This is a genomic window from Microbacterium sp. ANT_H45B, from assembly GCF_008369345.1.
GTDB lineage: Bacteria > Actinomycetota > Actinomycetes > Actinomycetales > Microbacteriaceae > Microbacterium.
Window position 1 is genome coordinate 1,227,608 of the sequence record NZ_VOBK01000001.1, and the last position, 26,326, is coordinate 1,253,933.

Below are 26,326 nucleotides of genomic sequence, written 5' to 3' on the forward strand. Positions count from 1 at the left end.
TCAGTTGGCTCCCGAGAACTCGGCACGGCGCGAGACGATCCAGCGGGCGACGAAGTTGACCGCGAAGGTGACGATGAAGAGGATCAGACCCGCGGCGATGAGCGTGTTGACGCCCTCGTCGTGGGCTTCGGGGAACCGCAGGGCGATGATCGCGGGGATCGTCGTCGGGTTCTCCGGGTTGATCAGGTTGAACGTGATGATGCCGAGGGGGGAGAGCACGAGCGTCACGGCCATGGTCTCGCCCAGCGCACGGCCGAGGCCGAGCATCGCTCCCGACACCATGCCGCTGCGGGCGAAGGGCAGCACGGCCATCCTGACCATCTCCCAGCGCGTCGCGCCGAGGGCCAGGGCGGCCTCCTCGTGGAGCTTGGGTGTCTGCAGGAAGACCTCGCGGCAGATGGCGGTCATGATGGGCAGGATCATCACGGCGAGGACGAGGGATGCCGTGAGGATCGTCTTGCCGGTGCCCGAGGGCGTTCCGCTGAAGATCGGGATCCACCCGAGGTGCTCGTTCAGCCACTTGTAGAAGGGCACGAGCATCGGGGCGAAGGTGAGCGCGCCCCAGAGGCCGAACACGACCGACGGCACAGCGGCCAGCAGGTCGATGATGTAGCCGAGGAAGCCGGCGAGCCTGCGGGGGGCGTAATGCGAGATGAAGAGCGCGATGCCGATGGCGATCGGAGCGGCGATGACGAGGGCGATGAGGCTCGACCACAGCGTGCCGAAGACGAACGGCCAGACCCAGGAGAGGAACGACTGGCCCGCGAGGATGTGATTGTCCGACGTGTCCGCCGACAGAGCGGGGATCGACTGCACGATCAGGAACAGCGCCACCGCGGCGAGGGTGACGAGGATGATGATCCCGGCGGCCAGCGCGGTGCCCGAGAAGACCAGGTCACCCCGTCGGCGCAGCGTATGGGGTGTGCCGGGTGAACGGGTGGTATCGGGACCCGTTGTGGTTGTGGTCATCGGAGCGACTCCAGGCTCTGAGGGACTTTCAGGGTTTTCATGCGGGTGCCCCCGGGTGTCGGTCGAGTCCTCTCGACCGACACCCGGGGGCGTCGGACCGGAGCTCAGCCGTGGGCTGAGCCGTCGGTCACTTCGTGACGATCGCGTCGATCGCGGTGCTGATCTGGTCGCGCAGGCTGTCCGAGATCGGCGCGCTGCCGGCAGCCTCGGCGGCTGCATCCTGACCCTCGGCCGAGGAGACGTACTCGAAGTACGCCTTCACGAGGCCGGCGGTCTCGGCGTCGTCGTAGTCGACGCAGCCGATGAGGTACGAGACGAGCGCGATCGGGTACGAGCCGGCGGGTGCGGCGGCCGGGTCGACGGCGAACGCGAGGTCGTGGTCCGAGCGGCCCTCCTCGAGCGGCGATGCCTCGACGAGCGCTGCGGCGGCGTCTGCCGAGTAGGGGACGTAGTCGCCCTCGACCTCGACGGCCACCTGGCCGAGCTCCGAGGTGCGCGACGCGTCAGCGAAGCCGATGTAGCCGGAGCCGTTGGTGATCGCGTCGACGACTCCCGAGGTGCCGTCTCCGGCCTCGCCCGTCTGAAGCGGCCACTCGTCGCTGGCCTCGTAGGTCCACACGTCGGGGGCGACGGCGCTGAGGTACTTGGTGAAGGTCTCCTGGGTGCCCGAGGGGTCCGAGCGGTGCACGGTGACGATCGCCTGGTCGGGAAGGTCGACGCCCTCGTTCTGCGAGGCGATGGCCGGGTCGTTCCACTGGGTGATCGTGCCGGCGAAGATCTTGGCGATGGTCTCGCCGTCGAGGTTCAGCTCGTCGATTCCGTCGAGGTTGAAGGCCACGGCGACGGGGGAGATGTAGACCGGGATCTCGACGATCTCGTCGGATGCGCAGGAGCCGAAGCCGCCCTTGGCGATCTCGTCGGCGTTGAACGCGCGGTCGGAGCCGATGAAGTTGGAGGAGCCGGCGATGAAGTTCTCACGGCCGGTTCCCGAGCCCGTCGCGGTGTAGTTCACCGTGGTGTCGGGGTTGGCGGTCTGGAACGCGGCGACCCAGGACTGCTGGGCGGCCTCCTGCGAGGAGGCGCCGGTGGCCTCGATGGTGCCGGAGAGGGTGGAGTCGGTGGGGGCGTCGGTGGAGCCGCCGGTGCCGCCTTCGTTCGCGGCACAGCCGGCGAGTGCGAGAGCGGCGACGGCGCCGATGGCGCCGATACGTGCGATTCGGGAGATCTTCACTGTGGATCCTTCGATCTTGGAGGGGTGGGGCCCGGTGCAGGGCACACAGTGACGCTAGGTGCGGCGGTTAACGAGACTCTCCCGCACAGGTGAACGGAAGGTGAACGGCGGTCGACTCTCTGGGGCCGGATACCGCGCCCATCCGCGGAATCCCGCCGGAGTCGGGGTCAGACCTTGGGGATGTGCGTCTCGATCGCGATGATCCCGGAGCCCGGATTCGTCGCCGAGAGGTGCACGACCGAGAAGGCGGCGGGCTCGAGGGCGGCGGCGCTGCTCACGTACGATCCGCGGATGGTGCCGGTGGCGAGCGCGAGCTCGGTGAGGATGCCGGGGAGCACCGGTCCGTGGCTGCACAGCACCGCGGGCTTTCCCGAGCGGACGCGGCGGCCGACCACGGAGCGGAGGTCGTCGCGACCCTCCTCCCAGGCATCCTGACTGATCGCCTCGGTCTTGACCTTCTTGCGGTCGAGGGCGGCGGCCAGCGGGGTGACGGTCTGCACGCACCGCACCGCGTCGCTGGTCACGATCCTTCGCACGCCGAAGGCGCGCAGCGGTCCGACGATCGAGGACGCCTGGTGCTGGCCGCGCTCCGTCAGCGGACGCGCGGCATCCGCCCCGTCCCAGTCCGAACGGGACAGCGCCTTCGCATGACGCAGTGCGATCACGGGGAAGGTGCGCAGGACGCCGTCATCGACGAGATTCGCGAAGAAATCGAGGATCTCGAGGTCGACCGGGTAGCTCAGACGGGCACGTGCCTTCTTGATGCTGACCCACTCGAGGGCGGCGATCTCGCGATTGGGCACGAAGGTGGAGGCGCGGATGGCCTCGGCCGTGGCCTCGGCCGCCCAGTAGTGCACGACCTTCTGCTTCTTCGACGGCAGGTGATAGCGGCTGACCCCGACCGGGACGCCGAGGGACACCCGGATGCCGGTCTCCTCGTGCACTTCGCGCACGGCGGTCTCCGCGAGCATCTCGCCCGGGTCGACCTTGCCCTTGGGCAGAGTGATGTCCCGGTACTTCGTGCGGTGGATGAGCAGGATCCGCAGTTTGCCGTCGATCAGGCGCCAGACGACGGCGCCGGCCGCGTAGACGGCCTTGTCCGTCCACTTCGACCCCGCCGCCTGGGCCGTCGACTGTGAGCTCATCGGACCGACCGTGCGCGACGGCGTCGCTGGATCAACCCCATGGTCTTGTCCTGCAGGTCGACGAGCGGCGTGCCGTCGGCATTCTCGGAGTGCCGCGTCCAGACCCCCTCGGCTCCCAGGTGCCACGAGGTGGTGCCAGGGTCCATGGCCAGGTCGAAGAAGTCGAGCAGGTCCTTGAGGTGGCCGGGGTCGGTGACCCGCACCAGCGCCTCGACGCGTCGGTCGAGGTTGCGGTGCATCATGTCGGCGCTGCCGATGTACACCTGCGGGTCGCCGTCGTTGTGGAACGCGAAGATCCGGGAGTGCTCGAGGTAACGGCCGAGGATGCTGCGCACGGTGATGTTGTCGCTGATGCCCTCGAGGTCGGTGCGCAGGCTGCAGATGCCGCGCACCCAGACGTCGACCTTCACTCCGGAGGCGCTCGCGCGGTACAGCGCGTCGATGATCTCTTCGTCGACCATCGAGTTGACCTTGATGCGGATGCTCGCGGGCCTTCCGCTCTCGGCGTTCCGGCGCTCGTGATCGATCTGGCGCACGAGGCCCTTGCGCAGGTGCAGCGGGGCGACGAGCAGGCGCTTGAACTTCTTCTCGATCGCGTAGCCGCTGAGCTCGTTGAAGAGGCGGGTCAGGTCCTTGCCCACCTGCGCGTCGGTGGTGAAGAGCCCGAAGTCCTCGTAGATGCGGCTCGTCTTCGGGTTGTAGTTGCCGGTGCCGATGTGCGAGTAGTGGCGCAGCACGCCCTCCTCCTCGCGGATCACGAGGGCGAGCTTGCAGTGGGTCTTCAGCCCGACGAGCCCGTACACGACGTGCACACCGGCCTTCTCGAGCTTGCGCGCCCAGACGATGTTGTTGGCCTCGTCGAAGCGGGCCTTGACCTCGACCAGGGCGAGCACCTGCTTGCCGGCCTCGGCGGCATCGATCAGGGCCTCGACGATCGGGCTGTCACCGGAGGTGCGGTAGAGCGTCTGCTTGATCGCGAGCACGTGCGGGTCGCGTGCCGCCTGCTCGAGGAACGACACGACGCTCGTCGTGAACGACTCGTACGGGTGATGCACCAGCACGTCGGACTTGCGGATGGCCTTGAAGATGTCGGCGCGCGTGTTGCTGCCCGTGGGCTGGAACGCGACCGCGGTGGTGGGCAGGTGAGGCGGGTAGCGCAGGTCGGGGCGATCGATCCGCGACAGGTCGAACAGGCCGCGGAGGTCGAGCGGCCCCGGGAGACGGTAGATCTCCTTGTCCGTGATGTCGAGCTCGCGGACAAGGAGGTCCATCGTGACCTCGTCCATGTCGTCCGTGATCTCGAGCCGGATCGGCGGTCCGAACCGGCGCCGCAGCAGCTCGGCTTCGAGGGCCTGGATGAGGTTCTCGCTCTCATCCTCCTCGATCTCCACGTCCTCGTTGCGGGTGAGTCGGAACGCGTGGTGGTCGAGCACCTCCATGCCGGGGAACAGGTCGCCGAGGTGGTTCGCGATGAGTTCCTCGAGAGTGAGGAAGCGCTTGATCTCGCTCGTGCCCGGCACCTCGACGAAGCGCGGCAGCATCGGCGGCACCTTCAGGCGGGCGAACTCCTGGCGCCCCGTGCGGGCGTTGCGGATGCGGATGGCGAGGTTGAGCGACAGCCCGGAGATGTAGGGGAAGGGGTGGGCGGGGTCGACGGCGAGCGGCATCAGGACGGGGAACACCTGGGCGCCGAAATACTCGCTGAGCTTGCCCCGCTCCTCGTCCGTGAGCTCGGACCACACGGTGATCTCGATGCCGGACTCGGCCAGCGCCGGTCGCACCAGGGAGTTCCACGCGTCCGCGTGGCGCAGCTGCAGGGCATGCGCCTCGCGGGCGATGTCGGCCAGCGCGTCGGCGGGCGAGCGCCCGATGTTCGTCGGCACGGCGAGACCGGTGACGATGCGGCGCTTGAGCCCCGCGACGCGCACCATGAAGAACTCGTCGAGGTTGCTCGCGAAGATCGCCAGGAAGTTGGCCCGCTCGAGTTCGGGGAGCGACGGATCCTCGGCGAGCTCCAGGACGCGCTGGTTGAACGCGAGCCAGCTCAGCTCGCGATCGAGGTAGCGGTGGTCGGGAAGCAGCGCATCCGGAGCCTCGGTCGCATCGAAGTCGTCATCTTCAGCGTCACCGAGACCAGCGTCGGCGAGAGCGGGATCGATCATGGGGTACATCTAAGCACCGTGAGGTGACGCGCGCGTGAACGGGCACGCCAGGGTCACACCGTGGCGGCGACCGTCTCGTCGTCGTGGACGTTGAACCGGTACCCCACGTTGCGCACGGTGCCGATGATCTGCTCCTGGTCGCCGAGCTTGGCGCGCAGCCGGCGCACGTGCACGTCGACCGTGCGGGTGCCGCCGAAGTAGTCGTAGCCCCAGACCTCGCTGAGCAGCTGCTCGCGCGTGAACACCCGTGACGGGTGCGTGGCGAGGAAGTGCAGCAGCTGGAACTCCTTGTACGTGAGATCCAGCGGGCGCCCCCGCAGCTTCGCCGAGTACGACTGCTCGTCGATCGTGACGCCGGAGGCCTGCACGCGCGTGGGCTCGGCGACCTCGTCGCGGCGGGCGAGAGCGAGGCGCACGCGGGCGTCGGTCTCGGCCGGTCCCGCGGTGGAGAGCAGCACGTCATCGATGCCCCACTCCCCGGACAGGGCGCTCATGCCGCCCTCGGTGACGACCAGCAGCAGCGGAGCATCCTGGCCCGTCGCGCGCAGCAGCCGACACAGCGACTTGGCTCCGACGAGGTCGAGACGGCCGTCGACGATCACGATGTCGTAGTCGGGAGCGTTCACCAGCTGGGCCGGCTCGGCCGGGATCTGACGCACGCGGTGGCTGAGAAGCTCGAGCGCGGGCAGGACCAGTTCCGACACCGGAGCATTGGTCAACACCAGGACCTGGGCCACACGCACTCCTTCCGGACGGCGGGGTACGCCGTGACGCCATGATACCGGGCGCGGATGGGTGACAATGGAGGTATGTCGGATCCTGCGCTCGCACCGCGTAACGCTTTCGTCGGTGTGCTCACCGTCTGGGCGGTCGCCGTCGTCGCGTCCATCGGGGTGGGCGTCTTCGTCTCGTCGGAATGGCGCGTGCCCTGGCTGATCGTGGCGTTCGGGGGCATCGTCCTGCTCTCCTTCGCCACGCAGCTCTGGTACGGGCGCACGCAGGGGTTCATCCTCCGGGTGGGCGGGAGCACGATCGGGGCGCTGCTGCTGATGGGCGTGATCTCCATCGGGTTCGGGCTGGCGTCGCTGGTCACCTGACGCGTCGCGAGACACCCGTCCGCACGGAGGGTAAAGTGGGCGTCATGGATCTCCTGGCGCTCGAACTCTTCTTCATCGGCCTGCTCGGCCTGGCGAGCCTCGCGATCGTGTTCGTCTCGGTCGTCGTGCTGCGCAACCTCTTCCGCGGTCAGCGCTGAGCGTCGTGCTCGAGCTGCCCACCGATCTCCCCGCCGACCTCGCGCCGCTCTCGTGGCTCCTCGGCGTCTGGGAGGGCACCGGTGTCATCGACTATCCCGTCGGCGACGAACGCCTGCAGGGCGAGTTCACCCATCGGGTGAGCTTCAGCCACGACGGCGGGGCCTTCCTCAACTACTCGGCGACCGCCGTCCTCGCCGGCGATGACGGTGCCGAGTCGATCCCCCTCGTCGCCGAGACCGGATTCTGGCGCCTCTCCCGCCCCGCGACCGACGCCGACGCCGGACCCGCGCTGCTGCCCCCGCTCGCTGCGACCGTGACCCGCGGGGTCGACGACGTCGAGGCCCTCCGCGCTCCCTCGGGCGGCTTCCCCATCGAGGTGTCGATCGCGCACGCCGACGGGATGCTGGAGCTCTACCTCGGCGAGATCGCCGGGCCGCGCATCGACATCGCCTCCGACGCGATCGTCCGCGGCGCCGGCGCAAAAGAATACGGCGCCGCGACACGCATGTACGGGCTCGTCGACAACCATCTGCTGTGGGCGTGGGACATCGCCGCCCTCGGAACCACGATGCGCTCGCACGCCTCGGCCCGTCTGGCGAAGGTCTGACATGACCGGTTTCGCCGACATCCCCGGTGCCGTCGCCGACGAGACGGGGATCTCCCATTTCGGCGACGCATTCCGCGAGCAGCGCCGACTCGCCGCCGGTGCGGCGGTGGCGCCGCTCGACGATCGCACGGTCATCGAGGTCGCCGGCCCCGAGCGTCTGAGCTGGCTCGACTCGATCACCTCGCAGGCGGTCGGACGACTCTCGGCGGGCGAGAGCACCGAGCTGCTGGTGCTCGACCCTCAGGGGAGGGTGGAGCATGCGGCCGGGGTGGTGGACGACGGATCGTCGACCTGGCTCATCGCGGATGCCGGCGATGCCGACGCCCTCGCGACCTGGCTGACGCGCATGAAGTTCCGCACGCAGGCCACCGTGACCGTGCGCCCCGACCTCGCCCTGCTGGGCTTCGTCGACGGCGGAGCCGCTGCCGAGCTGGCGCTCGCCGCGGCATCCGCTCCGTCGGGCGTTCCGCTCGTCTGGGTGGATCCGTGGCAGGCCGTGAGCGCCGGCGGGCATCAGTACGCCGAGATCGCCGAGCACCCCGGGGCGGCGCTCGCCTGGCGGGTGGCGATCCTCGAGCGGGAGAGCTCCGACGCCCTCGCGACGACGCTCGCCGCCGACCAGCTCGCGGGACTCCTCGCCGCTGAGGCGCTGCGCGTCGCCGCGTGGCGCCCGCGCTGGTCCGCCGAGGTCGATGAGAGGTCGCTGCCGCACGAGTCCGATTGGATCCGCACGGCCGTGCACCTGAACAAGGGCTGCTACCGGGGACAGGAGACGGTGGCGAAGGTGCACAACCTCGGCCACCCGCCGCGTCGCCTCGCCGCGCTGCACCTCGACGGCAGCGAGGCGGTCCTGCCCGCGGTCGGAGACCCGGTGTTCGCCGGCGACGACGAGGTCGGTCAGGTGACCTCGGTCGCGCGACACCACGAAGACGGTCCCATCGCCCTCGCGATCCTGTCGCGCCGCACGCCGGTCGGCGATCTCGTGGTGCGGTCCGACGGCGTCGACGTGGCGGCGACCCAGCAGGTCATCGTCCCCGCGGACGCGGGCGCCACCGCCGACATCCCTCGTCTGACGCGTCTGTCACGACGCCCGAGCGCACCCGATCCGCGCCAGGCGGGCTGAGCGCCGGTCAGTCGAGCGGCGCCACCGCGTCCCAGGGCAGCGTGAGCTCGCCCAGGCGCCAGCGGCTCCTGCCGCCGAGCACGGGCCAGCCCTGCGCGCGCAGGGCCCCGACGGCGGCGAGGAACCGCTGAGTCGCCCCGAACGTCGACAGCGGCGACGCGCGCGCCCACTCGCGATCGAGATCGACGAGCAGGGCGTGCACCCGCTCGCCAGGGACATTGCGATGGATCAGCGCCTTGGGAAGCCGTTCCGCGACGATGCTCGGATGCTCGAGGTCGGCCAGGCGCAGCGAGATCGTGAACCGCTGCGGTGCTCGCGTCGGGTCCACGTCGATCCAGCTCGACACGCGACCGATCTCGTCGCAGGTGCCCTCGACCAGCAGCCCACCGAGTGAGAGACGCGCGGCCATCGTGCGCCAGGCGCTCGCCACATCGCCCTCGTCGTACTGCCGCAGCACGTTCATGGCGCGGATCACGGCGGGGCGGCGTCCGGCCGGGAGCGGGACCTCGAAGCCGCCGCGGGCGAAGGACACCCGCAGGCCGGGGGAGAACGGGGTGCGGCCGGCGTGCACCTCGGCGAGCTGCCGGGTCGCGGTCTGCACGCGCGCGGGATCGATCTCGAGGCCGCGCACCTCGGCATCCGGGCGCACGCGCTGCAGTCGGGTCGCGAGCTCGAACGCGGTGACGCCGCTCGCCCCGTAGCCCAGATCGACGACGAGCGGATCCTCGGCTCGTCGGAAGGCGGTGCTCGCCGCGATCCAGCGGTCGTTCCGCCGGAGCCGGTTCGTCCCGGTGGTGCCGCGGGTCGGCCGACCGAGAGGAGATGACGCCATGCGTCAATCCTCCCAGGGCGCGGGCGTGTACGCGTGGCGCTGCGCCGATAAACTGATGCCATGACTTCGAAGCGCACCCTGATCCTGCTCCGTCACGGCCGGAGCGAGTGGAACGAACTGAACCTCTTCACCGGCTGGGTGGACGTCCGACTCAACGCGCAGGGCGAGAAGGAGGCGAAGCGCGGTGGTGAGCTGCTCGCCGAGGCCGGTCTCCTGCCCGATGTCCTGCACACCTCGCTGCTCAGCCGTGCCATCCAGACCGCGAACATCGCACTGGACGCCGCCGACCGCCTGTGGATCCCGGTCACGCGCTCGTGGAGGCTGAACGAGCGTCACTACGGCGCGCTGCAGGGCAAGGACAAGGCGCAGACCCTCGAGGAGTTCGGTCCCGAGCAGTTCCAGCTGTGGCGCCGGTCGTTCGACGTGCCGCCGCCCGTGCTCGACGACGACAGCGAGTTCAGCCAGGTGCACGACGCGCGCTACGCCGGCATCGACGGCGAGGTGCCTCGCACCGAGTCGCTCAAGCTCGTCATCGACCGCCTGCTGCCGTACTGGGAGAGCGCGATCGTTCCCGACCTCGAGGCAGGCAAGACGGTTCTCGTCACGGCGCACGGCAACTCGCTCCGCGGACTCGTGAAGCACCTCGAGGGCATCAGCGACGACGACATCGCCGAGCTGAACATCCCCACCGGCATCCCGCTCGTGTACGAGCTCGACGAGAACAACGTCCCGACCGGGCCCGGCCGCTACCTCGACCCCGAGGCCGCTGCGGCCGGTGCGGCGGCGGTCGCCGCCCAGGGCAAGAAGTGACCCGGGGCGAGAAGTAACGCGCGACCGCGGATACACCGAGGGGGCGGATGCAGTCGGCATCCGCCCCCTCGGTGTATCCGCGCCGGCTCAGGCGTGCCCGAGCTCCCGCTGCTGCTCGATCGCGAGGGCGATGTCCTCTTCTTCGATGCGCCAGTCTCCGGTCGCGAGGTAGATGACCTTCTTGGCGACGGCGACCGCATGGTCGGCGAAGCGCTCGTGGTAGCGGCTGGCGAGCGTGGCGTCGACGGTCGCGGTGGCCTCGCCCTTCCAGTTGTCGCTGAGCACCTTCTCGAACACGCTCGCGTGCAGCTCGTCGATGTCGTCGTCGGTGTTGCGGATGGTGTCGGCGAGCTTCAGGTCCTGCGTGCGCAGCAGCTCGGAGAGCGTGCGGGAGATCTCGACGTCCAGCTCGCCCATCTTCGTGAAGGTGCCCTTGAGGCCCTTCGGGATCGCGCGCTCGGGGAAGCGGAGACGCGCGAGCTGCGCGATGTGCTCCGACATGTCGCCCATGCGCTCGAGTGAGGCGCTGACGCGCAGCGCCGTGACGACCACGCGGAGGTCGCGGGCGACCGGCTGCTGGCGGGCGAGGATCTCGATGGCCTGCTCGTCGAGGGCGACGGCGAGCTCATCGATCTTGGCGTCGTCGGCGATGACCTCTTCGGCCAGCTCGACGTCGCTCGTGGCGAACGAGCGGGTCGCCTTGTCGATCGAGACCGTGACGAGGTCGGCGATCTCCACGAGCTGGGACTGCAGATCCTCGAGGGACTGATGGAAGACTTCGCGCATGTCGGCGCAACCTTTCGTTCGGGTCTCGGCTGTGGTGTCAACGCGAGACGGCTGGGTCGTCCGCGCGGGGAGAGCACAGCGCTCCCGCACAGGCCCGAAAGCGATTGTCTGCTCCGAAGGTTAACGAACGGTGCCCAGCACGTGAATAGTACTTCTCGCCTTGTGGTCAGCGCGGGCGAACCCGCCGAATAGCGGGTGAACGCCCTCTACGCTGAGGGTATGACCCTGCCGCAGATCGCGCTGCTCGCACTGGCCGTCGGCCTCGCGATCGGTGTCGGACTCTCCCTCCTCGTGGCGTGGGCGTACCGCGCGAGGGCCCGGGTCGCCGATGAGTCCTCGCTGGTCGTCCCCGACGGCGTCACCGCGGTGCTGGGCAGCATGGACGACGCGGCCTGCGTGGTCGACTCCTCGGGTCTCGTCCTCGCGGCCTCCAGGGCGGCGTCGCGCTTCGGCATCGAGGTCGGTGCTCCTCTCGAGAACCCCGAGCTGCGCCAGCTCGTGCGGGGCGGACGCGCCGAGGGCGGATCCGCCTCCGAGTCGCTGCGCCTCACCCGCGGCGGTCTGAGCCTCGATCCGCGGCTGGTGTCGGCCCGCGCGAGTGTGATCAGTCCGCGGATGACGCTGTTGATCATCCGCGACGTCACCGAGCAGGAACGCCTCGACCAGATGCGCAGGGACTTCGTCGCCAACACCAGCCACGAGCTGAAGACCCCGGTGGGTGCGGTCACGCTGCTCGCCGAGGCGATCGAGTCGGCGGCGGACGATCCGGCGCAGGTGCGTCACTTCGCCTCCCGCATCTCCGCCGAGGCCTCGCGGCTCGGTCAGCTCACCGGACGCATCATGAGCCTGTCCCGCCTGCAGGCCGAGGACGCCCTCTCCGACGTGCGGCCGGTCGCGATCGACGAGGTGCTCGCCACCGCGCTCGAGGCGCACGTCGTGCAGGCGGACTCCGCGGGCGTGGAGATCGCGCGAGGCGGCGACCGCGGCGTCTGGGTGCGCGGTGACTCCCAGATCCTCATCGAGGCCTTCGGGAACCTCATCGCGAACGCCATCGCCTACTCGCCGAAGGGCTCCAGGGTCGGCATCGGCGTGAAGGTCGACGACGGCGTCGTCGAGATCGCGGTGTCCGACCAGGGCATCGGCATCGCCGAGGGCGACCGCGAGCGGATCTTCGAGCGGTTCTACCGCGCCGACGAGGCGCGCTCGCGACGCACCGGCGGCACGGGCCTGGGGCTCGCGATCGTCAAGCACGCGACCCAGCGACACGGCGGCGAGGTGCGGCTGTGGTCGCGACCGGGCCGAGGGTCGACCTTCACCATCCGGCTGCCGAGGATCGATGCTCCCCCGAGGATCGACACGGACAAGAAGAACAAGAAGAAGCGCGAGCGCAAGGCGGCCAAGGCCGCGGCCCGCGTCCGAAACGGAGAGCACGCATGACACGCATCCTTCTCGTCGAAGACGAGCCCGATCTCGCCGACCCGCTGGCGTACCTGCTGCGCCGCGAAGGGTACGAGGTGGAGATCGCCGAGGACGGCCCCGGCGCGCTCACGGCGTTCCGCGAGCGCGGCGCCGACGTGGTGCTGCTCGACCTGATGCTCCCGGGGATGCCGGGAACCGAGGTGTGCCGCCAGATCCGCACGACCTCGGCGGTGCCGATCATCATGGTCACGGCCAAGGACTCGGAGGTCGACATCGTCGTCGGGCTGGAGCTCGGCGCCGACGACTACGTCACCAAGCCCTACTCGTCGCGCGAGCTGCTGGCCAGGATGCGGGCGGTGCTGCGCCGCGTCGTGCAGGCCGACAGCGAGCTCGACGAGCGTGTGCTCGACGGCGGTCGCGTCTCGCTCGACATCGACCGGCACACGGTCTCGGTCGCCGGCGCGCAGATCAACATGCCCCTGAAGGAGTTCGAGCTGCTCGAGGTGCTGATGCGCAACTCCGGGCGCGTGCTCACCCGCGGGCAGCTGATCGACCGCGTGTGGGGCAGCGACTACTTCGGAGACACCAAGACGCTCGACGTGCACATCAAGCGCATCCGGTCGCGCATCGAGGAGAACCCCGGCGAGCCGGTGATGCTGGTCACCGTCCGTGGTCTCGGATACCGCTTCGAAGGCTGACCCGCGCGCAGACCGCACAGACGGAAGAGGCCGGCACCCCCGCGGGGGTGCCGGCCTCTTCCGTCAGCGTGGGGGTGCGATCACTCCGCGGGCGCCGGGGCTGCGGTGTCGGTCGGGACCGGCGTCGGCGTGGGCGTCGCCTCGGCCTCGTCGGGGACGAGGTCGGAGTAGTAGGGCAGGGTGCCGTCGAGGACCGGGATGGCCGTCTTGGTGCCGGCGCCGTCACCCGACTGGAAGTGGACCTCGATGGTCGACCCGGGCTTGGCATCGAGATCCTCGATGCGCAGCGGCTCTTCGCCGGCGCCGTAGCTGAGGGTCTTGCCTGCGGGCACCGTGACGGTCAGGGGGTCGAGGTCGCCGACGGTGATCGTCAGCGTCGCCTTCTCGGAGGAGGGGTTCACGACGGCGCCGATGAAGTTGCCCACCGTGCCGTCTTCCGACGCGACGATGAAGGCGTTGCGGACATCGATCGGTCCGTCGGAGTCGAAGACGTTGACGCCGTCGGACGCGGAGTACTCGATCTTCGTCGCCTGCGGCGAGATGAACGTGCATCCGGTGGCGCCCAGAAGGACGAGGGCGCTGATGGCGGCAGACGCAACAAGGCGCGATTTCACGGGTCCTCCTGAGGTCCGACGGGATATCCGCATCCATTCTATGCGTATGCGGGGGACGGTCCGAGGACGCAGGGGCGCGAACCTTAGCGCATATTCCCTGTGGTATCCTTGAGGTTGCCGAAAGGACAATTTTTTATGCTTTTTGAGGTTGGCGAGACTGTCGTCTATCCGCACCATGGCGCTGCGACCATCATCGAGGTCAAGGAGCGCATCATCAAGGGTGAGGCGAAGAAATACCTGAAGCTCAACGTCACCCAGGGGGACCTCATCATCGAGGTGCCCGCTGAGAACGTCGATCTGGTCGGGGTCCGTGATGTGATCGGCCGTGAAGGCCTCGATCACGTGTTCGAGGTGCTGCGCGCCCCGTTCACCGAGGAGCCCACGAACTGGTCGCGTCGTTACAAGGCGAACCTCGAGAAACTCGCCTCCGGCGATGTCATCAAGGTGAGCGAGGTCGTGCGCGACCTGTGGCGTCGGGATCAGGACCGCGGACTGTCGGCGGGAGAGAAGCGGATGCTGGCCAAGGCGCGTCAGATCCTCATCTCCGAGCTGGCTCTGGCGGAGAAGACCGACGAGGACAAGGCGAGCGCACTGCTCGACGAGGTCCTCGCTTCCTGAGAGATTCGAGAGAGGGCGGATGCTTCGGCATCCGCCTTTTTTCGTGCGCGCCGGTAACGTGAACCCGGTGAGCATGCTTCCCGTCCCAGACACCGCGATCCTCGTCGTCGCCGCCGGTTCCGGCACCCGGCTGGATGCCGGAGCGCCCAAGGCGTTCGTCGGCATCGACACGCACACGATCCTGCGGCATGCGCTCGAGGGCGTCTTCGCCGCCGCCCCGGCGCAGGTGATCGTCGTCGCGCCCGCCGGGTTCGAGGGCGACGCCGAGACGGAGCTGCGCGCGGCGGCGGGCGACCGGATCGAGCTCGGACGCGTCGTCACGGGCGGCGACACCCGTCAGCGGTCCGTGGCCGCAGGGCTGGAGGCGCTGTGGGGCGATGTCACGCGGGTGCTCGTGCATGACGCCGCTCGTGCGTTGACCCCGCCCGAGGTGATCGACGCCGTGGCGGCGGCGGTCGACGGCGAGACGGGGATCATCCCCGCCCTCCCGGTCGTCGACACCCTGAAGCGGGTCGACGGCGACACGATCATCGCGCCCGTCGATCGCGCGGAGCTGGCCGCCGCGCAGACACCGCAGGGCTTTCCCCGTGCGCTGCTCGAAGCCGCGTACGCGGCGGCCGCGGCATCCGGCATCGACTACACCGACGACGCGGCCCTCTTCGCCGCGGCCGGCCATCTCGTGCGGCGGATCCCCGGGTCGGCGCGGAGCTTCAAGATCACGACGCCGGACGACCTGGAGCGTGCCCGCCACCTGCTCGCCGCTGTCGGAGCGGTGCCCTCCGCGGCCGCGCCGTCGGTCCGGTCGTCGGGGCCGTCCGCAGGACCCAGGGTGGGCCTCGGAACCGACGTGCACGGGTTCGGGGGAGAGGGTGTGCTGTGGCTGGCCGGTCTCGAGTGGCCGGGGGAGCCGGCGCTCTCCGGCCACTCGGACGGCGATGCGGTCGCCCACGCGATCGTGGACGCGCTGTTGGGTGCGGCAGGCCTCGGCGACATCGGCGAGCACTTCGGCACCGCGCATCCCGAGTACGCGGGCGCCCACGCCGAGGTCTTCCTCGCGCGCACCCGGGAGATCCTCGCGGAGGCCGGCTTCGCGATCGGCAACGTGTCGGCCCAGTTCCAGAGCAACCGTCCCCGCTTCAGCGGCCGACGGGAGGAGGCCGAGCGCGTGCTGTCGGACGCCCTCGGAGGCGCTCCGGTCGCGGTCACCGCCACCACCACCGACGGCCTGGGCTTCCCCGGCCGTGGCGAAGGGGTCGCGGTCACCGCGGTCGCCATCATCCACCCGGTCTGACGACGCAGCGTCCGGATGCCGGGAATGCCCCGGCCCGCCGGCCCGTTGGGGCACACAGCAGCGTGCGGCGGTCGCATGCGCAGAAGGAGATGTCATGAGGATCCTGGTCATCGGAGCCACCGGACAGGTCGGTCGTACCGCGGTCGACGCACTCGAGGGGCACGAGGTCGTCTCCGCCTCCCGCAGCGGTGAGCCGGCGGTCGACATCACCGACCTGGCGTCGATCGAGCGGCTCTTCGCCGCGGTCGGGCAGGTCGATGCCGTGATCGTCGCCGTCGGAGAGGTCCCGTTCGCTCCGCTGGGCGATCTGCGACGCGACGACCACGAGTCGGCGTTCCGCGGCAAGGTGCTGTCGCAGCTCGATGTCGTCCGCATCGGCACGCCGTTCGTGCGCGACGGCGGCTCGATCACACTGACCTCCGGCATCCTCGCCCGGGAGCCGATCGCGACCGGAGCGGCCGCCTCGATGGCGAACGGCGCCGTCGAGTCGTTCGTGCGCGCGGCCGCGACCGAGCTGCCGCGCGGCATCCGCATCAACGCCGTGAGCCCGTCGGTGCTGGAGGATGCGCCGGCGTATCACTCCTCGTTCCCCGGATTCGTGCCCGTGTCTTCGTATCGCGTCGGCCAGGCCTTCGCGAAGAGCGTGCTCGGGGTGCAGACCGGACGTGTCCTCGCGGTCGACTGACTGCGGGAACGACCGACCTCCCCGAGGCGCCGCGCAACCGCCCAGTCTTCGGATTCCGCCGCCCGGTAAGCTTGTGCGGTGACACTCCGCCTCTACGACACCCGCGCACAGCAGCTGCGCGACTTCGTGCCTCTCGATTCCGAGAACATCACGATGTACGTCTGCGGACCCACGGTGCAGTCCGGTCCGCACATCGGTCATGTCAGGGCGGCGCTCAGCTTCGATCTGCTGCGGCGTTGGCTGGCGCATCGCTACGGGCGCGTGACCTTCGTGCGCAACGTCACCGACATCGACGACAAGGTGCTGGCGAACGCGACGGGCGCCGAGCCCTGGTGGGCGCTGGCGTACCGGATGGAGCAGGAGTTCACAGCGGCATATGCCGGTGTCGGCATCCTCGCACCGACCTACGAACCTCGCGCGACGGCCTCGATTCCGCAGATGCAGGAGCTCATCGCGACCCTCATCGAACGCGGCCACGCGTACCCGGCGCCGGACGGTTCGGGCGACGTCTACTTCGACGTGCGTTCGTGGCCGTCGTACGGCGAGCTCACCAACCAGTCCGTCGATGCCATGGAGGCCGCCGAGGACGCGGACCCCCGGGGCAAGCGCAATCCGCAGGACTTCGCACTGTGGAAGGGCGCGAAGGCCGACGAACAGGCGGATGCGACCTGGCAGTCGCCCTGGGGCGCGGGGCGTCCCGGCTGGCACATCGAGTGCTCCGCGATGTCGAAGCGCTATCTCGGACCGGAGTTCGACATCCACGGCGGTGGCCTCGATCTGCGGTTCCCGCATCACGAGAACGAGCTCGCCCAGTCGACGGCCGCGGGCGACGGCTTCGCGCAGTACTGGGTGCACAACGGCCTGGTGACCGTCGGTGGACAGAAGATGTCCAAGTCGCTGGGCAACTTCACGCTCGCCGCCGAGGTGCTCGACGCCCACGATCCTCTCGTGGTGCGGTATGCGCTCGCCGCCGCGCACTACCGCTCCAGCCTCGACCTCACCGAGTCGTCGTGGACCGAGGCCGAGGCGGCGCTGGGGCGCATCCGGACCTTCCTCGACCGGGGGCAGCGCCTGGCGAAGCCGGGGTGGTCCCAGGCGAAAGAGGGGCTGCCGACGGAGTTCTGGGACGCCATGAACGACGACCTCGCCGTCCCCCGCGCTCTCGCGGCGATCCACAGCAGCATCCGTTCGGGCAACGCGCTGCTGGATGACGGGAAGATCGACGAGGCCAGGCAGGACGTGATGGACGTCATCGCGATGACGAACATCCTCGGTCTCAATCCGCACGCCTCCGCGTGGAGCGAGAGCGGCGACGGTGCCACGGCATCCGCTCTCGACGCGCTCGTGCAGACGATGATCACCCAGCGCGCGCAGGCGCGCGCTGACAAGGACTGGGCCGCGGCCGATCGCATCCGTGATGCGATCGCCGCTGCTGGAATCACGCTGGAGGACTCTCCGGCCGGAACTCATTGGAGTATCGATGGCTAAGCCACAGCGCCCCGGCGCGAACAAGGGAAACAAGAAGGGCCCCACCAAGGGCACCGGTGGAATGGGACGCAAGTCCCTCGAGGGTCGTGGACCGACCCCGAAGGCCGAGGACCGCGCCTGGCACCCCGCCGGCAAGCGCAAGGCCGCGGCCGAGCGCTACGCGGCGTCCGGTGGCAAGGGCAAGCCGGGCCAGCGTCAGACGTCCGGCGGCAACCCGAACCGCTCGGCGCGCGCCAAGGACAACACGACCGAAGTCGAGGTCGTCACCGGCCGCAACTCCGTGCTCGAGGCCCTGCGTGCGAAGATCCCGGCGTCGGCGTTCTACATCGCCCAGCGCGTCGAGATGGACGACCGCGTCAAGGAGATGCTGTCGATCGCCACGAACCGGGGCATCCCGGTGCTCGAGGTGACGCGTCAGGAGCTCGACCGCATGGCCGGGTTCGACGGCGTGCACCAGGGCGTGGCCGTCAAGGTGCCGCCGTACGAGTACGCGCATCCGCAGGACCTCCTCGAGGCCGTCATCGACAGGGGCGAGGTTCCGCTGTTCGTCGCCCTCGACGGCATCACCGACCCGCGCAACCTCGGTGCGATCATCCGCTCCACCGGCGCATTCGGCGGCCACGGCATCATCCTGCCGCAGCGTCGCTCGGCTGGCGTGAACTCCGCGGCCTGGAAGACCAGCGCCGGTGCGGCGGCCCGGGTGCCGGTGGCCCTCGCCACCAACCTCACGACACAGCTCAAGGAGTTCAAGAAGCAGGGCGTGTTCGTGCTCGGCCTCGACGGCGACGGCGACGTGCTGCTGCCCGAGCTGCAGCTGGCCGATCGCCCCGTCGTGATCGTCACGGGCTCCGAGGGCAAGGGGCTCTCGCGCCTCGTCGCCGAGACGTGCGACCAGATCGTGTCGATCCCGATCTCGGCGGTGACCGAGTCGCTCAACGCCGGCATCGCGACGTCCGTCGCGCTGTACCAGGTGTCGACCATCCGCAACGCGAAGAAGTAGGGGAGAAGCACATGGCTCGCATCGTCGTCCTCGGAGGAACCGGCTACGCCGGACGCCACATCGTCGCGGAGGCGGTGAGCCGCGGTCACGAGGTCATCGCGATCTCCCGCTCCACCCCGTCCGACGCGGTCGAGGGAGCCTCGTACGTGCAGGGCTCCGCCCTCGAGAAGGGGGCGCTCGCGAGCGCCGTCGACGGCGCGGATGCCGTGGTCTCGGCCCTCTCTCCGCGCGGCGACATGACCGACCGGGTGCTCGACGCGCTGCGCGTCGTCATCGCCGAGCTCGACGGTGCGCGAACGCGTCTGGGCGTCGTGGGCGGTGCCGGCGGCAGCCTCGTCGCCCCCGGCGGACCCCGCCTGTTCGACCTCGACTTTCCCGAGGAGTACAAGCACGAGGCCCAGGTCGGCATCGACTCGCTCGCACTGCTCGAGAGCACCGACGAGTCCCTGGACTGGTTCTTCGTGCACCCCGCCGAGGTCTTCGGGCCGTGGGCCGAGGGGGAGCGCACCGGTCACTACCGTGACGGCGGCGATGTGATCGTGCGGGACGACGAGGGCACGTCCTTCATCTCGGGCGCCGACTTCGCCGTCGCGGTGGTCGACGAGATCGAGCGCCCGGCGCACCGCCGCGGGCGCTTCACCGTCGGGTACTGATCCCGCGGGCGAGCGCGCTCAGACGAGGTCGCGCCAGTCGACCTCGTCGTCGGCGACCGCGGTCGCTCCCGTGATCACCGGCAGACCCATCGTCTCGGTGGGCGGACCCATGATCGTCGCCTCGTCGCGCCGGTGGCGCAGCACCTCGTTGATGTAGCTCGTGAGCACCTCGGCGAGGGGGACCGACCGGCCCTGCGCCTGCGACAGGTACCACCGGTGCTCGAGCACCTGGTGGAACACCTCGGCCGGTTCGAGCTTGGCGCGCAGCTCGTAGGGGATCGCCCGCACCACGGGCTCGAACACGCGCGTCAGCCATTCGTGGGCGTACATCTCCTCGTCCGCCCACTGCTTGGTCGAACGGGCGCGGAACTCGTCGAGGTCGTTGAGCAGGCGTCGGGCCTGGTTCTCCTCGACGTCGAGTCCGGTCAGGCGGATGAGGCGCCGCTGATGGTGTCCGGCATCGACGACCTTCGGCTGGATCTCGACGACCGTGCCGTCGGAGGTCGTCGACATCGACATCTCGTCGATGTCGAACCCGAGCGCGTTCAGGCGCTCCACGCGCTCGGTGATGCGCCAGGTCTCGGCGGCGGCGAAGGACTCCTGGGCGGTGAGCTCGGCCCACAGCGAGCGGTACGACGACACGATGCCGTCGGCGATCGCGACCGCATCGACGCCGTGCTCGAGGCGTCCGCCCGCGGCGAGGTCCATGATCTCGCCGGCGATGTTCGTGCGCGCGAGGTCGAGGTCGTAGGCGCGCTGGCCGTCGGTCAGGCCCTCCTCGTGCAGCTCGCCCGTCTCGGCATCGACGAGGTACGCCGCGTAGGCACCCGCGTCACGGCGGAACAGGGTGTTCGACAGCGAGACGTCGCCCCAGTAGAAGCCGACGTTGTGCAGACGCACCAGCAGCACGGCGAGGGCGTCGACCAGGCGGTCAGCGGTGTCGGGGCGCAGCACCCGGGTGAACAGCGCGCGGTACGGCATCGAGAAGCGCAGGTGCGAGGTGACGAGGGCGGCGGGAAGCGGGTCTCCCGACGCATCCGTCCGGCCTGCGATGACCGCGACCCTGTCGACGCACGGGACGTCGAGGCGGGCGAGATTGCCGAGCATCTCGTACTCGCGTCTCGCCATCTCATCCGTCGTCTCCTTGACGGCGACGACACGTCCCGACAGATCCGCGAACCGCACCAGATGGCGGGAGAGTCCCTTGGGGAGGGACACGATCTGCTCCGACGGCCATCTGGCCAGGGTCGTCGACCAGGGCAGCGCGAGCAACGCGGGGTCGACGGAGCTGGCGGTGATCCGCAGCGCATCCTGCATGGGACTCCAGACGAGGGGGGAAATCAGAAGCGGCGCGGGCGACCGAAGTCAGCCCGCGCCGCGTCCGTGGATCCGATCAGGCGGAGACGATCGGCTTGTCGTTCAGGCGGACACCCGACTCGATGTCGAACGCGTGCACGTGGCCCGCGTTCGCGGCGAGGGTGACGGTCTCTCCTGCGTTCGGGTGGCTGCGACCGTCGACGCGAGCGACGAGGTCGGCGCGCTTGCCGTTGATCTCGGTGTGGCCGTAGAGGTATCCGTCGGCGCCGAGCTCCTCGACCAGGTCGACGACGACCGAGAGGCCCTTGCCGTCGGCCGGGCCGACCGTGATGTCCTCGGGGCGGACGCCCACCGTGACCTGCGAGCCGTTGGCGCGGCCGACCGTGTCGCGGTCGAGCGGGACGACCTCGGTGCCGAAGCGGATGCCGCCCTCAGCGAGGTCGGCCGAGAACAGGTTCATGGCGGGGGAGCCGATGAAGCCGGCGACGAAGACGTTCTCGGGCTTCTCGTACAGGTCGCGCGGCGAACCGACCTGCTGGAGCAGTCCGTCCTTCAGCACGGCGATGCGGTCGCCCATCGTGAGCGCCTCGGTCTGGTCGTGCGTCACGTAGACCGTGGTGACGCCGAGGCGACGCTGCAGCGACGCGATCTGCGTACGCGTCTGGACGCGGAGCTTGGCGTCGAGGTTCGACAGCGGCTCGTCCATGAGGAAGACCTGGGGCTGACGCACGATCGCGCGACCCATCGCGACACGCTGACGCTGACCACCCGAGAGGGCCTTCGGCTTGCGGGTCAGGTACTCCTCGAGGTCGAGGAGCTTCGCGGCCTCGAGGACGCGGGTGGCGCGCTCCTCCTTGCCGACGCCGGCGATCTTGAGCGCGAAGCCCATGTTCTCGGCGACGGTCATGTGCGGGTACAACGCGTAGTTCTGGAACACCATCGCGATGTCGCGGTCCTTCGGCGGGACGTCGGTGACGTCGCGGTCGCCGATGAGGATGCGGCCGGCGTTGACCTCTTCGAGGCCGGCGAGCATACGCAGCGAGGTGGACTTTCCGCAGCCGGAGGGGCCGACGAGGACGAGGAACTCGCCGTCAGCGACCTCGAGGTTGAGCTTGTCGACAGCCGGGCGGGTTCCGCCCGGGTAGAGGCGGGTGGCCTCGTCGAAAGTCACAGATGCCATTGTGTTTCTCCTTCACCGGCAGGTACGTGCCGGACGATCCGTAGTGATAGAGCGGTGGAGAACTCCACCGTGACCCCTCATCGGGTCGGGATCAGTATGGCAGACCGGCGTCCATCTGGGTATTTCTCAGCCTGGCTGGTTAGCATCGATCTCGGCCGCCTACCGCGGCGTTCGCCGCCCGAGTGGCGTCCGGGCCACCCTGCCCCCCTGAGACTGTCTAGAGGAACGATGTCGAGCGACGAGACGCCGAACGTCCCCAGCCCTCGCAATTCGCGTGAGGCCGTGCGGGAGAAGGCACAGAAGGTGCACGCCCAGCAGTCGAGGGCGCGCGTGATGCGACGGATCATCCTCGGTGCCGTCGCCGTGGTCGCCGTGGGTGCCATCGGCACCGCGATCACCCTCGCGGTGTCGGCGCAGGTCTCGAAGCCGCAGCTGACGCCCGCCGGGATGGACCACGACGGCATCCTCGTCTCCGACATCAGTGCGACCGCCGCCTCGGCAGAGGCATCCGCCGCTCCGGACCCGGATGACACCGGTGCCGGTGGCGAGACCGCCCCTGCCCCCGCCCCCGCGCCGACGACCTCGAGCACGGTCGACATCCACATCTACGTCGACTACCTCTCTCCGGATGCCGGCGAGTTCGAGCAGGCCAACGCCCGCCAGCTCGTGAACTGGATCTCCGAGGGCGCCGCCACCGTCACCTACCACCCGGTCGCGTTGCTGACCGCGAGCTCGAACGGCACGAAGTACTCGCTGCGCTCCGCGGCCGCCGCGGCCTGCGTCGCCACGCACTCGCCTGCGCAGTTCTACGCCTTCAATCACGACCTGCTCGACGACCAGCCCGAGGTGAACACCGACGGGTTCTCCGACGCGCAGCTCGCCGACATCGCCGGCGCGGTCGGATCCGACAACGTGAAGAGCGTCCGCTCCTGCATCGAGGACCAGGACTACGTGACCTGGGCCAAGGAGGCCACGTCACGCGCTCTCGAGGGTCCGCTCGTCGGATCGGACGATCTGGTGCTCACTGCGGCGCCGATGATCGTGGTCAACGGCGAGGCCTATGTGGGGGCTCTCGACGACCCGAGCGAGTTCTCGCAGTTCGTGCTGACCGTCGCCAGCGACGCCTACTACGCGACCGAGACCCCGTCGACGTCTCCCACCGCGACCCCGACGCCCACCGAGACCACGGAACCTGCTCCCACCGAGACTCCCGCGTCGTAGGTCGTCGCTGATCACCGTCCCTCGCTAAGCTGGGGGACGCCCGCCGACTTGGCGCAATTGGTAGCGCACCGTACTTGTAATACGGGGGTTGCAGGTTCGAGTCCTGTAGTCGGCACCATCTCCGGGGAGCTTCGGGAAATACTGCGCGCAGCGCGCGGGTTGTCCCGGGTATGACCCGTATCGGAAACAGTGACCTCGACGTCTTCCCCCTCTCGCTCGGCGGCAACGTGTTCGGCTGGACCGCCGACCGCGACGCCTCGTTCGCCGTGCTCGACGCGTTCGTCGACGGGGGAGGCGACTTCATCGACACCGCCGACGCGTACAGCGCGTGGGTGCCGGGCAACTCGGGCGGCGAGAGCGAGACGATCATCGGCGAGTGGCTGGCCTCTCGCAAGCCCGAGGGCGTGGTCGTCGCCACCAAGGTGAGCCAGCACCCGGAGTTCCCGGGACTCGCGGCCTCGAACGTCCGCAGGGCCGCCGAAGCATCGCTGGGCCGCCTCGGGGTCGACACGATCGACCTCTACTACGCGCATTTCGACGACGAGAAGGTTCCGCTGGAGGAGACCGTCGGCGCCTTCGGGCAGCTCGTCGCCGACGGCCTCGTGCGCAACGTCGCCGTCTCGAACTACAGTGCCGAGCGCATCCGCGAGTGGGTCGACATCGCGCGCCGGACGGGCGTCGCCCTGCCCGTCGCCGTGCAGCCGCACTACAACCTCGTGCACCGCAACGACGTCGAGGAGACGATCATCCCGGTCGCCCAGGAGTTCGGACTCGGCCTGGTGCCGTACTACTCGCTCGCGAGCGGCTTCCTGACCGGCAAGTACCGGTCGGCCGACATCGAGGGTCAGACCTCGCCGCGGGCATCCGGTGCGGCCAAGTACGCGACCGAGGCGGGGCTGAAGGTGATCGACGCCCTCGAGGAGATCGGTGCCGCCCACGACGCATCGATCGCCGCGACCGCGCTCGCCTGGCTGCGGGCGCAGCCCACGGTCGTGGCCCCGATCGCCAGCGCGCGCACCGTCGAGCAGGTGCCCGACCTCCTTGCCGGTGCGCGACTCGAGCTGACGAGCGACGAGGTCGCAGCCCTCGACCGGGTCTCGGCCTGGACGCCGACCGCCTCCTGACATCCGCCTGCCCGCACCGACGGGCGGCCCCGGCGCCCTGTCTCCCGACGCTCAGTCGGAAGGCAGGGCGCCGTCGTCGGTGAGGCCGAGGCGGTGGGCGAGGATCACCAGGTGGATGCGGTCGCGCGCGTCGAGCTTCGCGAGGATCCGGCCCACGTGGGTCTTCACCGTCGACTCGCTGACGTACAGGGTCTGGGCGATCTCCGCGTTGGTGAGACCTCGCGCGATCTCGAGGAACACGTCGCGCTCGCGGTCGGTGAGCTCGGCGAGGGCATTGTCGCGTGATGCGGTCGATGAGGGCGCGGCGGTGGATGACGTGTCGGTGGACGACGCGCTGGCGGACGATGCGGTCTCGGACGCCTCCAGGGTCGGCGCGACGTGCTCCAGCAGCATCCGGGTCACCCGCGGTGCGAGCACGGCATCGCCGCGATGCACCGCGCGGACGGCGGCGATCATCTCGTGACGCTGCGCATCCTTCAGCAGGAATCCGCTCGCGCCCGCGCGGATCGCGCCGAACGCGTACTCGTCGAGATCGAAGGTGGTGAGCACGAGCACGCGGGTGTCGGGGTGGTCGCGCACGATCGCCTCGGTGGCGGCGATGCCGTCGAGCCCCGGCATGCGGATGTCCATCAGCACGAGGTCCGGACGGAGCGCCGCCGCCTGCGCGATCGCGGCATGGCCGTCTGCGGCCTCGCCGACCACGACCAGGTCCTCCTCGGCGTCGAGCACCATGCGGAACCCCAGTCTGATGAGCTGCTGATCGTCGACGAGGAGGATCGAGATCGGAGGGGTCATGGCAGATCCTTCGGTTCGAGTGCGACGGGGTCGGGGGAGTGGGCGGGAAGCTCGGCACGGAGCAGCCATCGGCCCCCGCCCACCGCCTGCGAGGTGATCTCTCCTCCGGCGTGCGCGGCACGCTCGGCGAGTCCGCGCAGCCCGAAACCGGAGGGGCGGTCGGAGGAGTCGACGGCCGCGGTCACACCGTCGTTGACGATCTCCACCGTCACGCTCCCGGGCGCATGGATCAGTCGCACCGAGATCGACGTCGCGCCCGGCGCGTGCCGCATGGCGTTCGTGACGCCCTCCTGCACGATGCGGCCGACCGCGTGGGCGACCGCCGGCGGGAGCTCGCCGCCGCCGCTGACCGAGAGCGTCACGGGGTAGCCGGCGCGCTGCGCCTGGGCAACGGTCTCCTGGGGCGGTGTCGGCGCCAGGGGTGCGAGCGGGAGGGGGGAGTCGTCGGCGCGGAGGACGCCGAGCATCGCACGCATCTCGGTGAGCGCGCTCCTGGCCGTCTCCGCCGACGCCGATGCCGCGGCCTTGGCCTGTGCGGCATCGGGAGTCGCGGCCGCGCCCTCCGACAGGGCGACGATCACGGTGAGCGAATGCGAGACGATGTCGTGCATCTCGCGGGCGATGCGTGCGCGTTCGTCGGCCGCAGCGAGCTGGGCCTGCTGATCGCGTTCCACGAGCAGCTGACGCGATCGGTCGATCACCGCGGCGAGGTAGCGCTTGCGACCGCCGACATTGACCCCGAGCAGGGTGCCGATCAGGCCGAGCACGAGAGATCCCACGACGGCGTTCATCGCGATCTGCAGGGTGATCATGCCCGTGAGCACGAGGATGCCGGATACGGCCGCGAGCGAGGCGAGTCCGAGTCCCAGGCCGACCCATGCTGCTTTCGACGACCGGTACACCGCGAGCGAGTAGCTGGTCACGAGCAGCAGCGGCGACCCGATCGGCTGGAGGGCGAAGAGGAACGCCGTCTCGAGCGCGAATGCCGCGATGAACGGCACCCACGGCCGACGCCGGCGCCACAGCAGCGTCGCACAGACGGCGACGACGCCGACGGGCACCGCGATCGAGACGCCGAGAGCGAGCGGAATCGGCAGGTCGCGGGTGATGATGCCGACCGGGACGATCGAGAGCAGCGCGCACACGACGACGATCAGGATGTCGGCGAGCACCGGATGCCGGGCCCAGAACCGCCGCAGCACCCCGGGGGGACGCGGCAGCCGCAGCGCCTCGTCCTCACGGACCGAGGTGCTGCGGCTGCGCGGTCTGCTCACCGGGCGACTCTACGCGGGTGCGGCGCGG

The 26,326-nt window shown here is 69.8% G+C and carries 26 protein-coding genes and 1 tRNA gene; 15 read left to right on the forward strand and 12 right to left on the reverse strand.

What is annotated here, in order from left to right; genetic code table 11:
- The 5 genes from pstC to FQ142_RS05945 form a co-directional block, all read right to left on the reverse strand.
- Positions 1–969 carry a phosphate ABC transporter permease subunit PstC gene (gene pstC / locus FQ142_RS05925; RefSeq protein WP_056420296.1) on the reverse strand — a complete coding sequence of 323 codons (969 nt, stop codon included), beginning with the start codon at positions 967–969 and terminating at the stop codon, positions 1–3.
- Positions 970–1,096: 127 nt separating this feature from the next.
- On the reverse strand, positions 1,097–2,200 hold the full coding sequence (gene pstS, locus FQ142_RS05930) for a phosphate ABC transporter substrate-binding protein PstS (protein ID WP_056420299.1): 1,104 nt from the start codon (positions 2,198–2,200) through the stop codon (positions 1,097–1,099).
- 167 nt (positions 2,201–2,367) lie between these two features.
- Entirely contained in the window at positions 2,368–3,345 is a 978-nt protein-coding gene (locus tag FQ142_RS05935; protein ID WP_056420302.1) for an NUDIX hydrolase, read from the reverse strand.
- Positions 3,342–5,507: an RNA degradosome polyphosphate kinase gene (locus FQ142_RS05940; protein ID WP_149422579.1), complete on the reverse strand. Its 2,166-nt coding sequence runs from the start codon at positions 5,505–5,507 to the stop codon at positions 3,342–3,344. Before FQ142_RS05940 ends, FQ142_RS05935 begins: the two co-directional genes overlap by 4 nt.
- A gap of 53 nt (positions 5,508–5,560) precedes the next feature.
- Positions 5,561–6,244, reverse strand: coding sequence for a winged-helix domain-containing protein (locus FQ142_RS05945; RefSeq protein WP_149422580.1), 684 nt, complete (start codon positions 6,242–6,244; stop codon positions 5,561–5,563).
- 72 nt (positions 6,245–6,316) lie between these two features.
- Between FQ142_RS05945 and FQ142_RS05950 the strand changes: the two genes are divergently transcribed.
- The 3 genes from FQ142_RS05950 (at position 6,317) to FQ142_RS05960 (ending at position 8,493) form a co-directional block, all read left to right on the forward strand.
- Complete coding sequence (locus tag FQ142_RS05950; RefSeq protein ID WP_056420308.1) at positions 6,317–6,604, forward strand: hypothetical protein; 288 nt, start codon at positions 6,317–6,319, stop codon at positions 6,602–6,604.
- Positions 6,605–6,767: 163 nt separating this feature from the next.
- A complete protein-coding gene (locus tag FQ142_RS05955) occupies positions 6,768–7,370 on the forward strand; it encodes an FABP family protein (RefSeq protein WP_149422581.1) in 603 nt (200 codons plus the stop codon).
- 1 nt (position 7,371) lies between these two features.
- Complete coding sequence (locus FQ142_RS05960) at positions 7,372–8,493, forward strand: YgfZ/GcvT domain-containing protein (protein WP_149422582.1); 1,122 nt, start codon at positions 7,372–7,374, stop codon at positions 8,491–8,493.
- Positions 8,494–8,500: 7 nt separating this feature from the next.
- Here the strand turns inward: FQ142_RS05960 and FQ142_RS05965 are convergent, their stop codons facing one another.
- Positions 8,501–9,325 (reverse strand): class I SAM-dependent methyltransferase, encoded by an 825-nt coding sequence (locus FQ142_RS05965; RefSeq protein ID WP_149422583.1) that lies wholly within the window; start codon positions 9,323–9,325, stop codon positions 8,501–8,503.
- Positions 9,326–9,385: 60 nt separating this feature from the next.
- Here FQ142_RS05965 and FQ142_RS05970 point away from each other — a divergent pair, with 60 nt between their 5' ends.
- Complete coding sequence (locus FQ142_RS05970) at positions 9,386–10,135, forward strand: phosphoglyceromutase (protein WP_056420319.1); 750 nt, start codon at positions 9,386–9,388, stop codon at positions 10,133–10,135.
- 87 nt (positions 10,136–10,222) lie between these two features.
- Here FQ142_RS05970 and phoU read toward each other — a convergent pair whose 3' ends face one another.
- Positions 10,223–10,921, reverse strand: a complete 699-nt coding sequence (phoU, locus tag FQ142_RS05975) for a phosphate signaling complex protein PhoU (RefSeq protein ID WP_045254308.1) — start codon at positions 10,919–10,921, stop codon at positions 10,223–10,225.
- Positions 10,922–11,140: 219 nt separating this feature from the next.
- Here phoU and FQ142_RS05980 point away from each other — a divergent pair, with 219 nt between their 5' ends.
- Together FQ142_RS05980 and FQ142_RS05985 are read left to right on the forward strand one after the other, a co-directional pair.
- Positions 11,141–12,358: a sensor histidine kinase gene (locus FQ142_RS05980; RefSeq protein WP_149422584.1), complete on the forward strand. Its 1,218-nt coding sequence runs from the start codon at positions 11,141–11,143 to the stop codon at positions 12,356–12,358.
- Complete coding sequence (locus tag FQ142_RS05985; protein ID WP_056420324.1) at positions 12,355–13,038, forward strand: response regulator transcription factor; 684 nt, start codon at positions 12,355–12,357, stop codon at positions 13,036–13,038. Before FQ142_RS05980 ends, FQ142_RS05985 begins: the two co-directional genes overlap by 4 nt.
- A gap of 80 nt (positions 13,039–13,118) precedes the next feature.
- On the opposite strand, the gene FQ142_RS05990 is transcribed toward FQ142_RS05985, so the two are convergent.
- Complete coding sequence (locus FQ142_RS05990; protein WP_149422585.1) at positions 13,119–13,652, reverse strand: DNA modification methylase; 534 nt, start codon at positions 13,650–13,652, stop codon at positions 13,119–13,121.
- Positions 13,653–13,787: 135 nt separating this feature from the next.
- Here FQ142_RS05990 and FQ142_RS05995 point away from each other — a divergent pair, with 135 nt between their 5' ends.
- The 6 genes from FQ142_RS05995 to FQ142_RS06020 all read left to right on the forward strand — a co-directional run bounded on the left by FQ142_RS05995 (position 13,788) and on the right by FQ142_RS06020 (position 19,387).
- Positions 13,788–14,270, forward strand: a complete 483-nt coding sequence (locus FQ142_RS05995; protein WP_056312597.1) for a CarD family transcriptional regulator — start codon at positions 13,788–13,790, stop codon at positions 14,268–14,270.
- 73 nt (positions 14,271–14,343) lie between these two features.
- A complete protein-coding gene (gene ispD, locus FQ142_RS06000; RefSeq protein ID WP_410477429.1) occupies positions 14,344–15,561 on the forward strand; it encodes a 2-C-methyl-D-erythritol 4-phosphate cytidylyltransferase in 1,218 nt (405 codons plus the stop codon).
- A gap of 94 nt (positions 15,562–15,655) precedes the next feature.
- Positions 15,656–16,246: a short chain dehydrogenase gene (locus tag FQ142_RS06005; protein WP_149422587.1), complete on the forward strand. Its 591-nt coding sequence runs from the start codon at positions 15,656–15,658 to the stop codon at positions 16,244–16,246.
- A gap of 78 nt (positions 16,247–16,324) precedes the next feature.
- A complete protein-coding gene (gene cysS / locus FQ142_RS06010; RefSeq protein WP_149422588.1) occupies positions 16,325–17,734 on the forward strand; it encodes a cysteine--tRNA ligase in 1,410 nt (469 codons plus the stop codon).
- Positions 17,727–18,734 (forward strand): 23S rRNA (guanosine(2251)-2'-O)-methyltransferase RlmB, encoded by a 1,008-nt coding sequence (gene rlmB, locus FQ142_RS06015; RefSeq protein ID WP_045254316.1) that lies wholly within the window; start codon positions 17,727–17,729, stop codon positions 18,732–18,734. Before cysS ends, rlmB begins: the two co-directional genes overlap by 8 nt.
- Before the next feature lie 11 nt (positions 18,735–18,745).
- On the forward strand, positions 18,746–19,387 hold the full coding sequence (locus tag FQ142_RS06020) for an NAD(P)-dependent oxidoreductase (protein WP_149422589.1): 642 nt from the start codon (positions 18,746–18,748) through the stop codon (positions 19,385–19,387).
- Between the two features lie 18 nt (positions 19,388–19,405).
- On the opposite strand, the gene FQ142_RS06025 is transcribed toward FQ142_RS06020, so the two are convergent.
- Together FQ142_RS06025 and FQ142_RS06030 are read right to left on the reverse strand one after the other, a co-directional pair.
- Positions 19,406–20,704 carry a DUF4032 domain-containing protein gene (locus FQ142_RS06025; protein ID WP_056420340.1) on the reverse strand — a complete coding sequence of 433 codons (1,299 nt, stop codon included), beginning with the start codon at positions 20,702–20,704 and terminating at the stop codon, positions 19,406–19,408.
- 76 nt (positions 20,705–20,780) lie between these two features.
- Positions 20,781–21,884: an ABC transporter ATP-binding protein gene (locus FQ142_RS06030; RefSeq protein WP_056420343.1), complete on the reverse strand. Its 1,104-nt coding sequence runs from the start codon at positions 21,882–21,884 to the stop codon at positions 20,781–20,783.
- Positions 21,885–22,112: 228 nt separating this feature from the next.
- On the opposite strand from FQ142_RS06030, the gene FQ142_RS06035 reads away from it, so the two are divergent.
- From FQ142_RS06035 to FQ142_RS06045, 3 genes are all read left to right on the forward strand, one after another.
- Complete coding sequence (locus tag FQ142_RS06035) at positions 22,113–23,105, forward strand: DsbA family protein (protein ID WP_149422590.1); 993 nt, start codon at positions 22,113–22,115, stop codon at positions 23,103–23,105.
- 42 nt (positions 23,106–23,147) lie between these two features.
- Positions 23,148–23,223: transfer RNA gene (locus FQ142_RS06040), tRNA-Thr, on the forward strand.
- 52 nt (positions 23,224–23,275) lie between these two features.
- Positions 23,276–24,229 (forward strand): aldo/keto reductase, encoded by a 954-nt coding sequence (locus FQ142_RS06045; RefSeq protein ID WP_149422591.1) that lies wholly within the window; start codon positions 23,276–23,278, stop codon positions 24,227–24,229.
- Between the two features lie 51 nt (positions 24,230–24,280).
- On the opposite strand, the gene FQ142_RS06050 is transcribed toward FQ142_RS06045, so the two are convergent.
- Together FQ142_RS06050 and FQ142_RS06055 are read right to left on the reverse strand one after the other, a co-directional pair.
- Entirely contained in the window at positions 24,281–25,024 is a 744-nt protein-coding gene (locus tag FQ142_RS06050) for a response regulator transcription factor (RefSeq protein ID WP_149422592.1), read from the reverse strand.
- Positions 25,021–26,298: a sensor histidine kinase gene (locus FQ142_RS06055; protein WP_149422593.1), complete on the reverse strand. Its 1,278-nt coding sequence runs from the start codon at positions 26,296–26,298 to the stop codon at positions 25,021–25,023. The genes FQ142_RS06050 and FQ142_RS06055 overlap by 4 nt, the downstream gene beginning before the upstream one ends.
- Between the last annotated feature and the right edge of the window lie 28 nt (positions 26,299–26,326).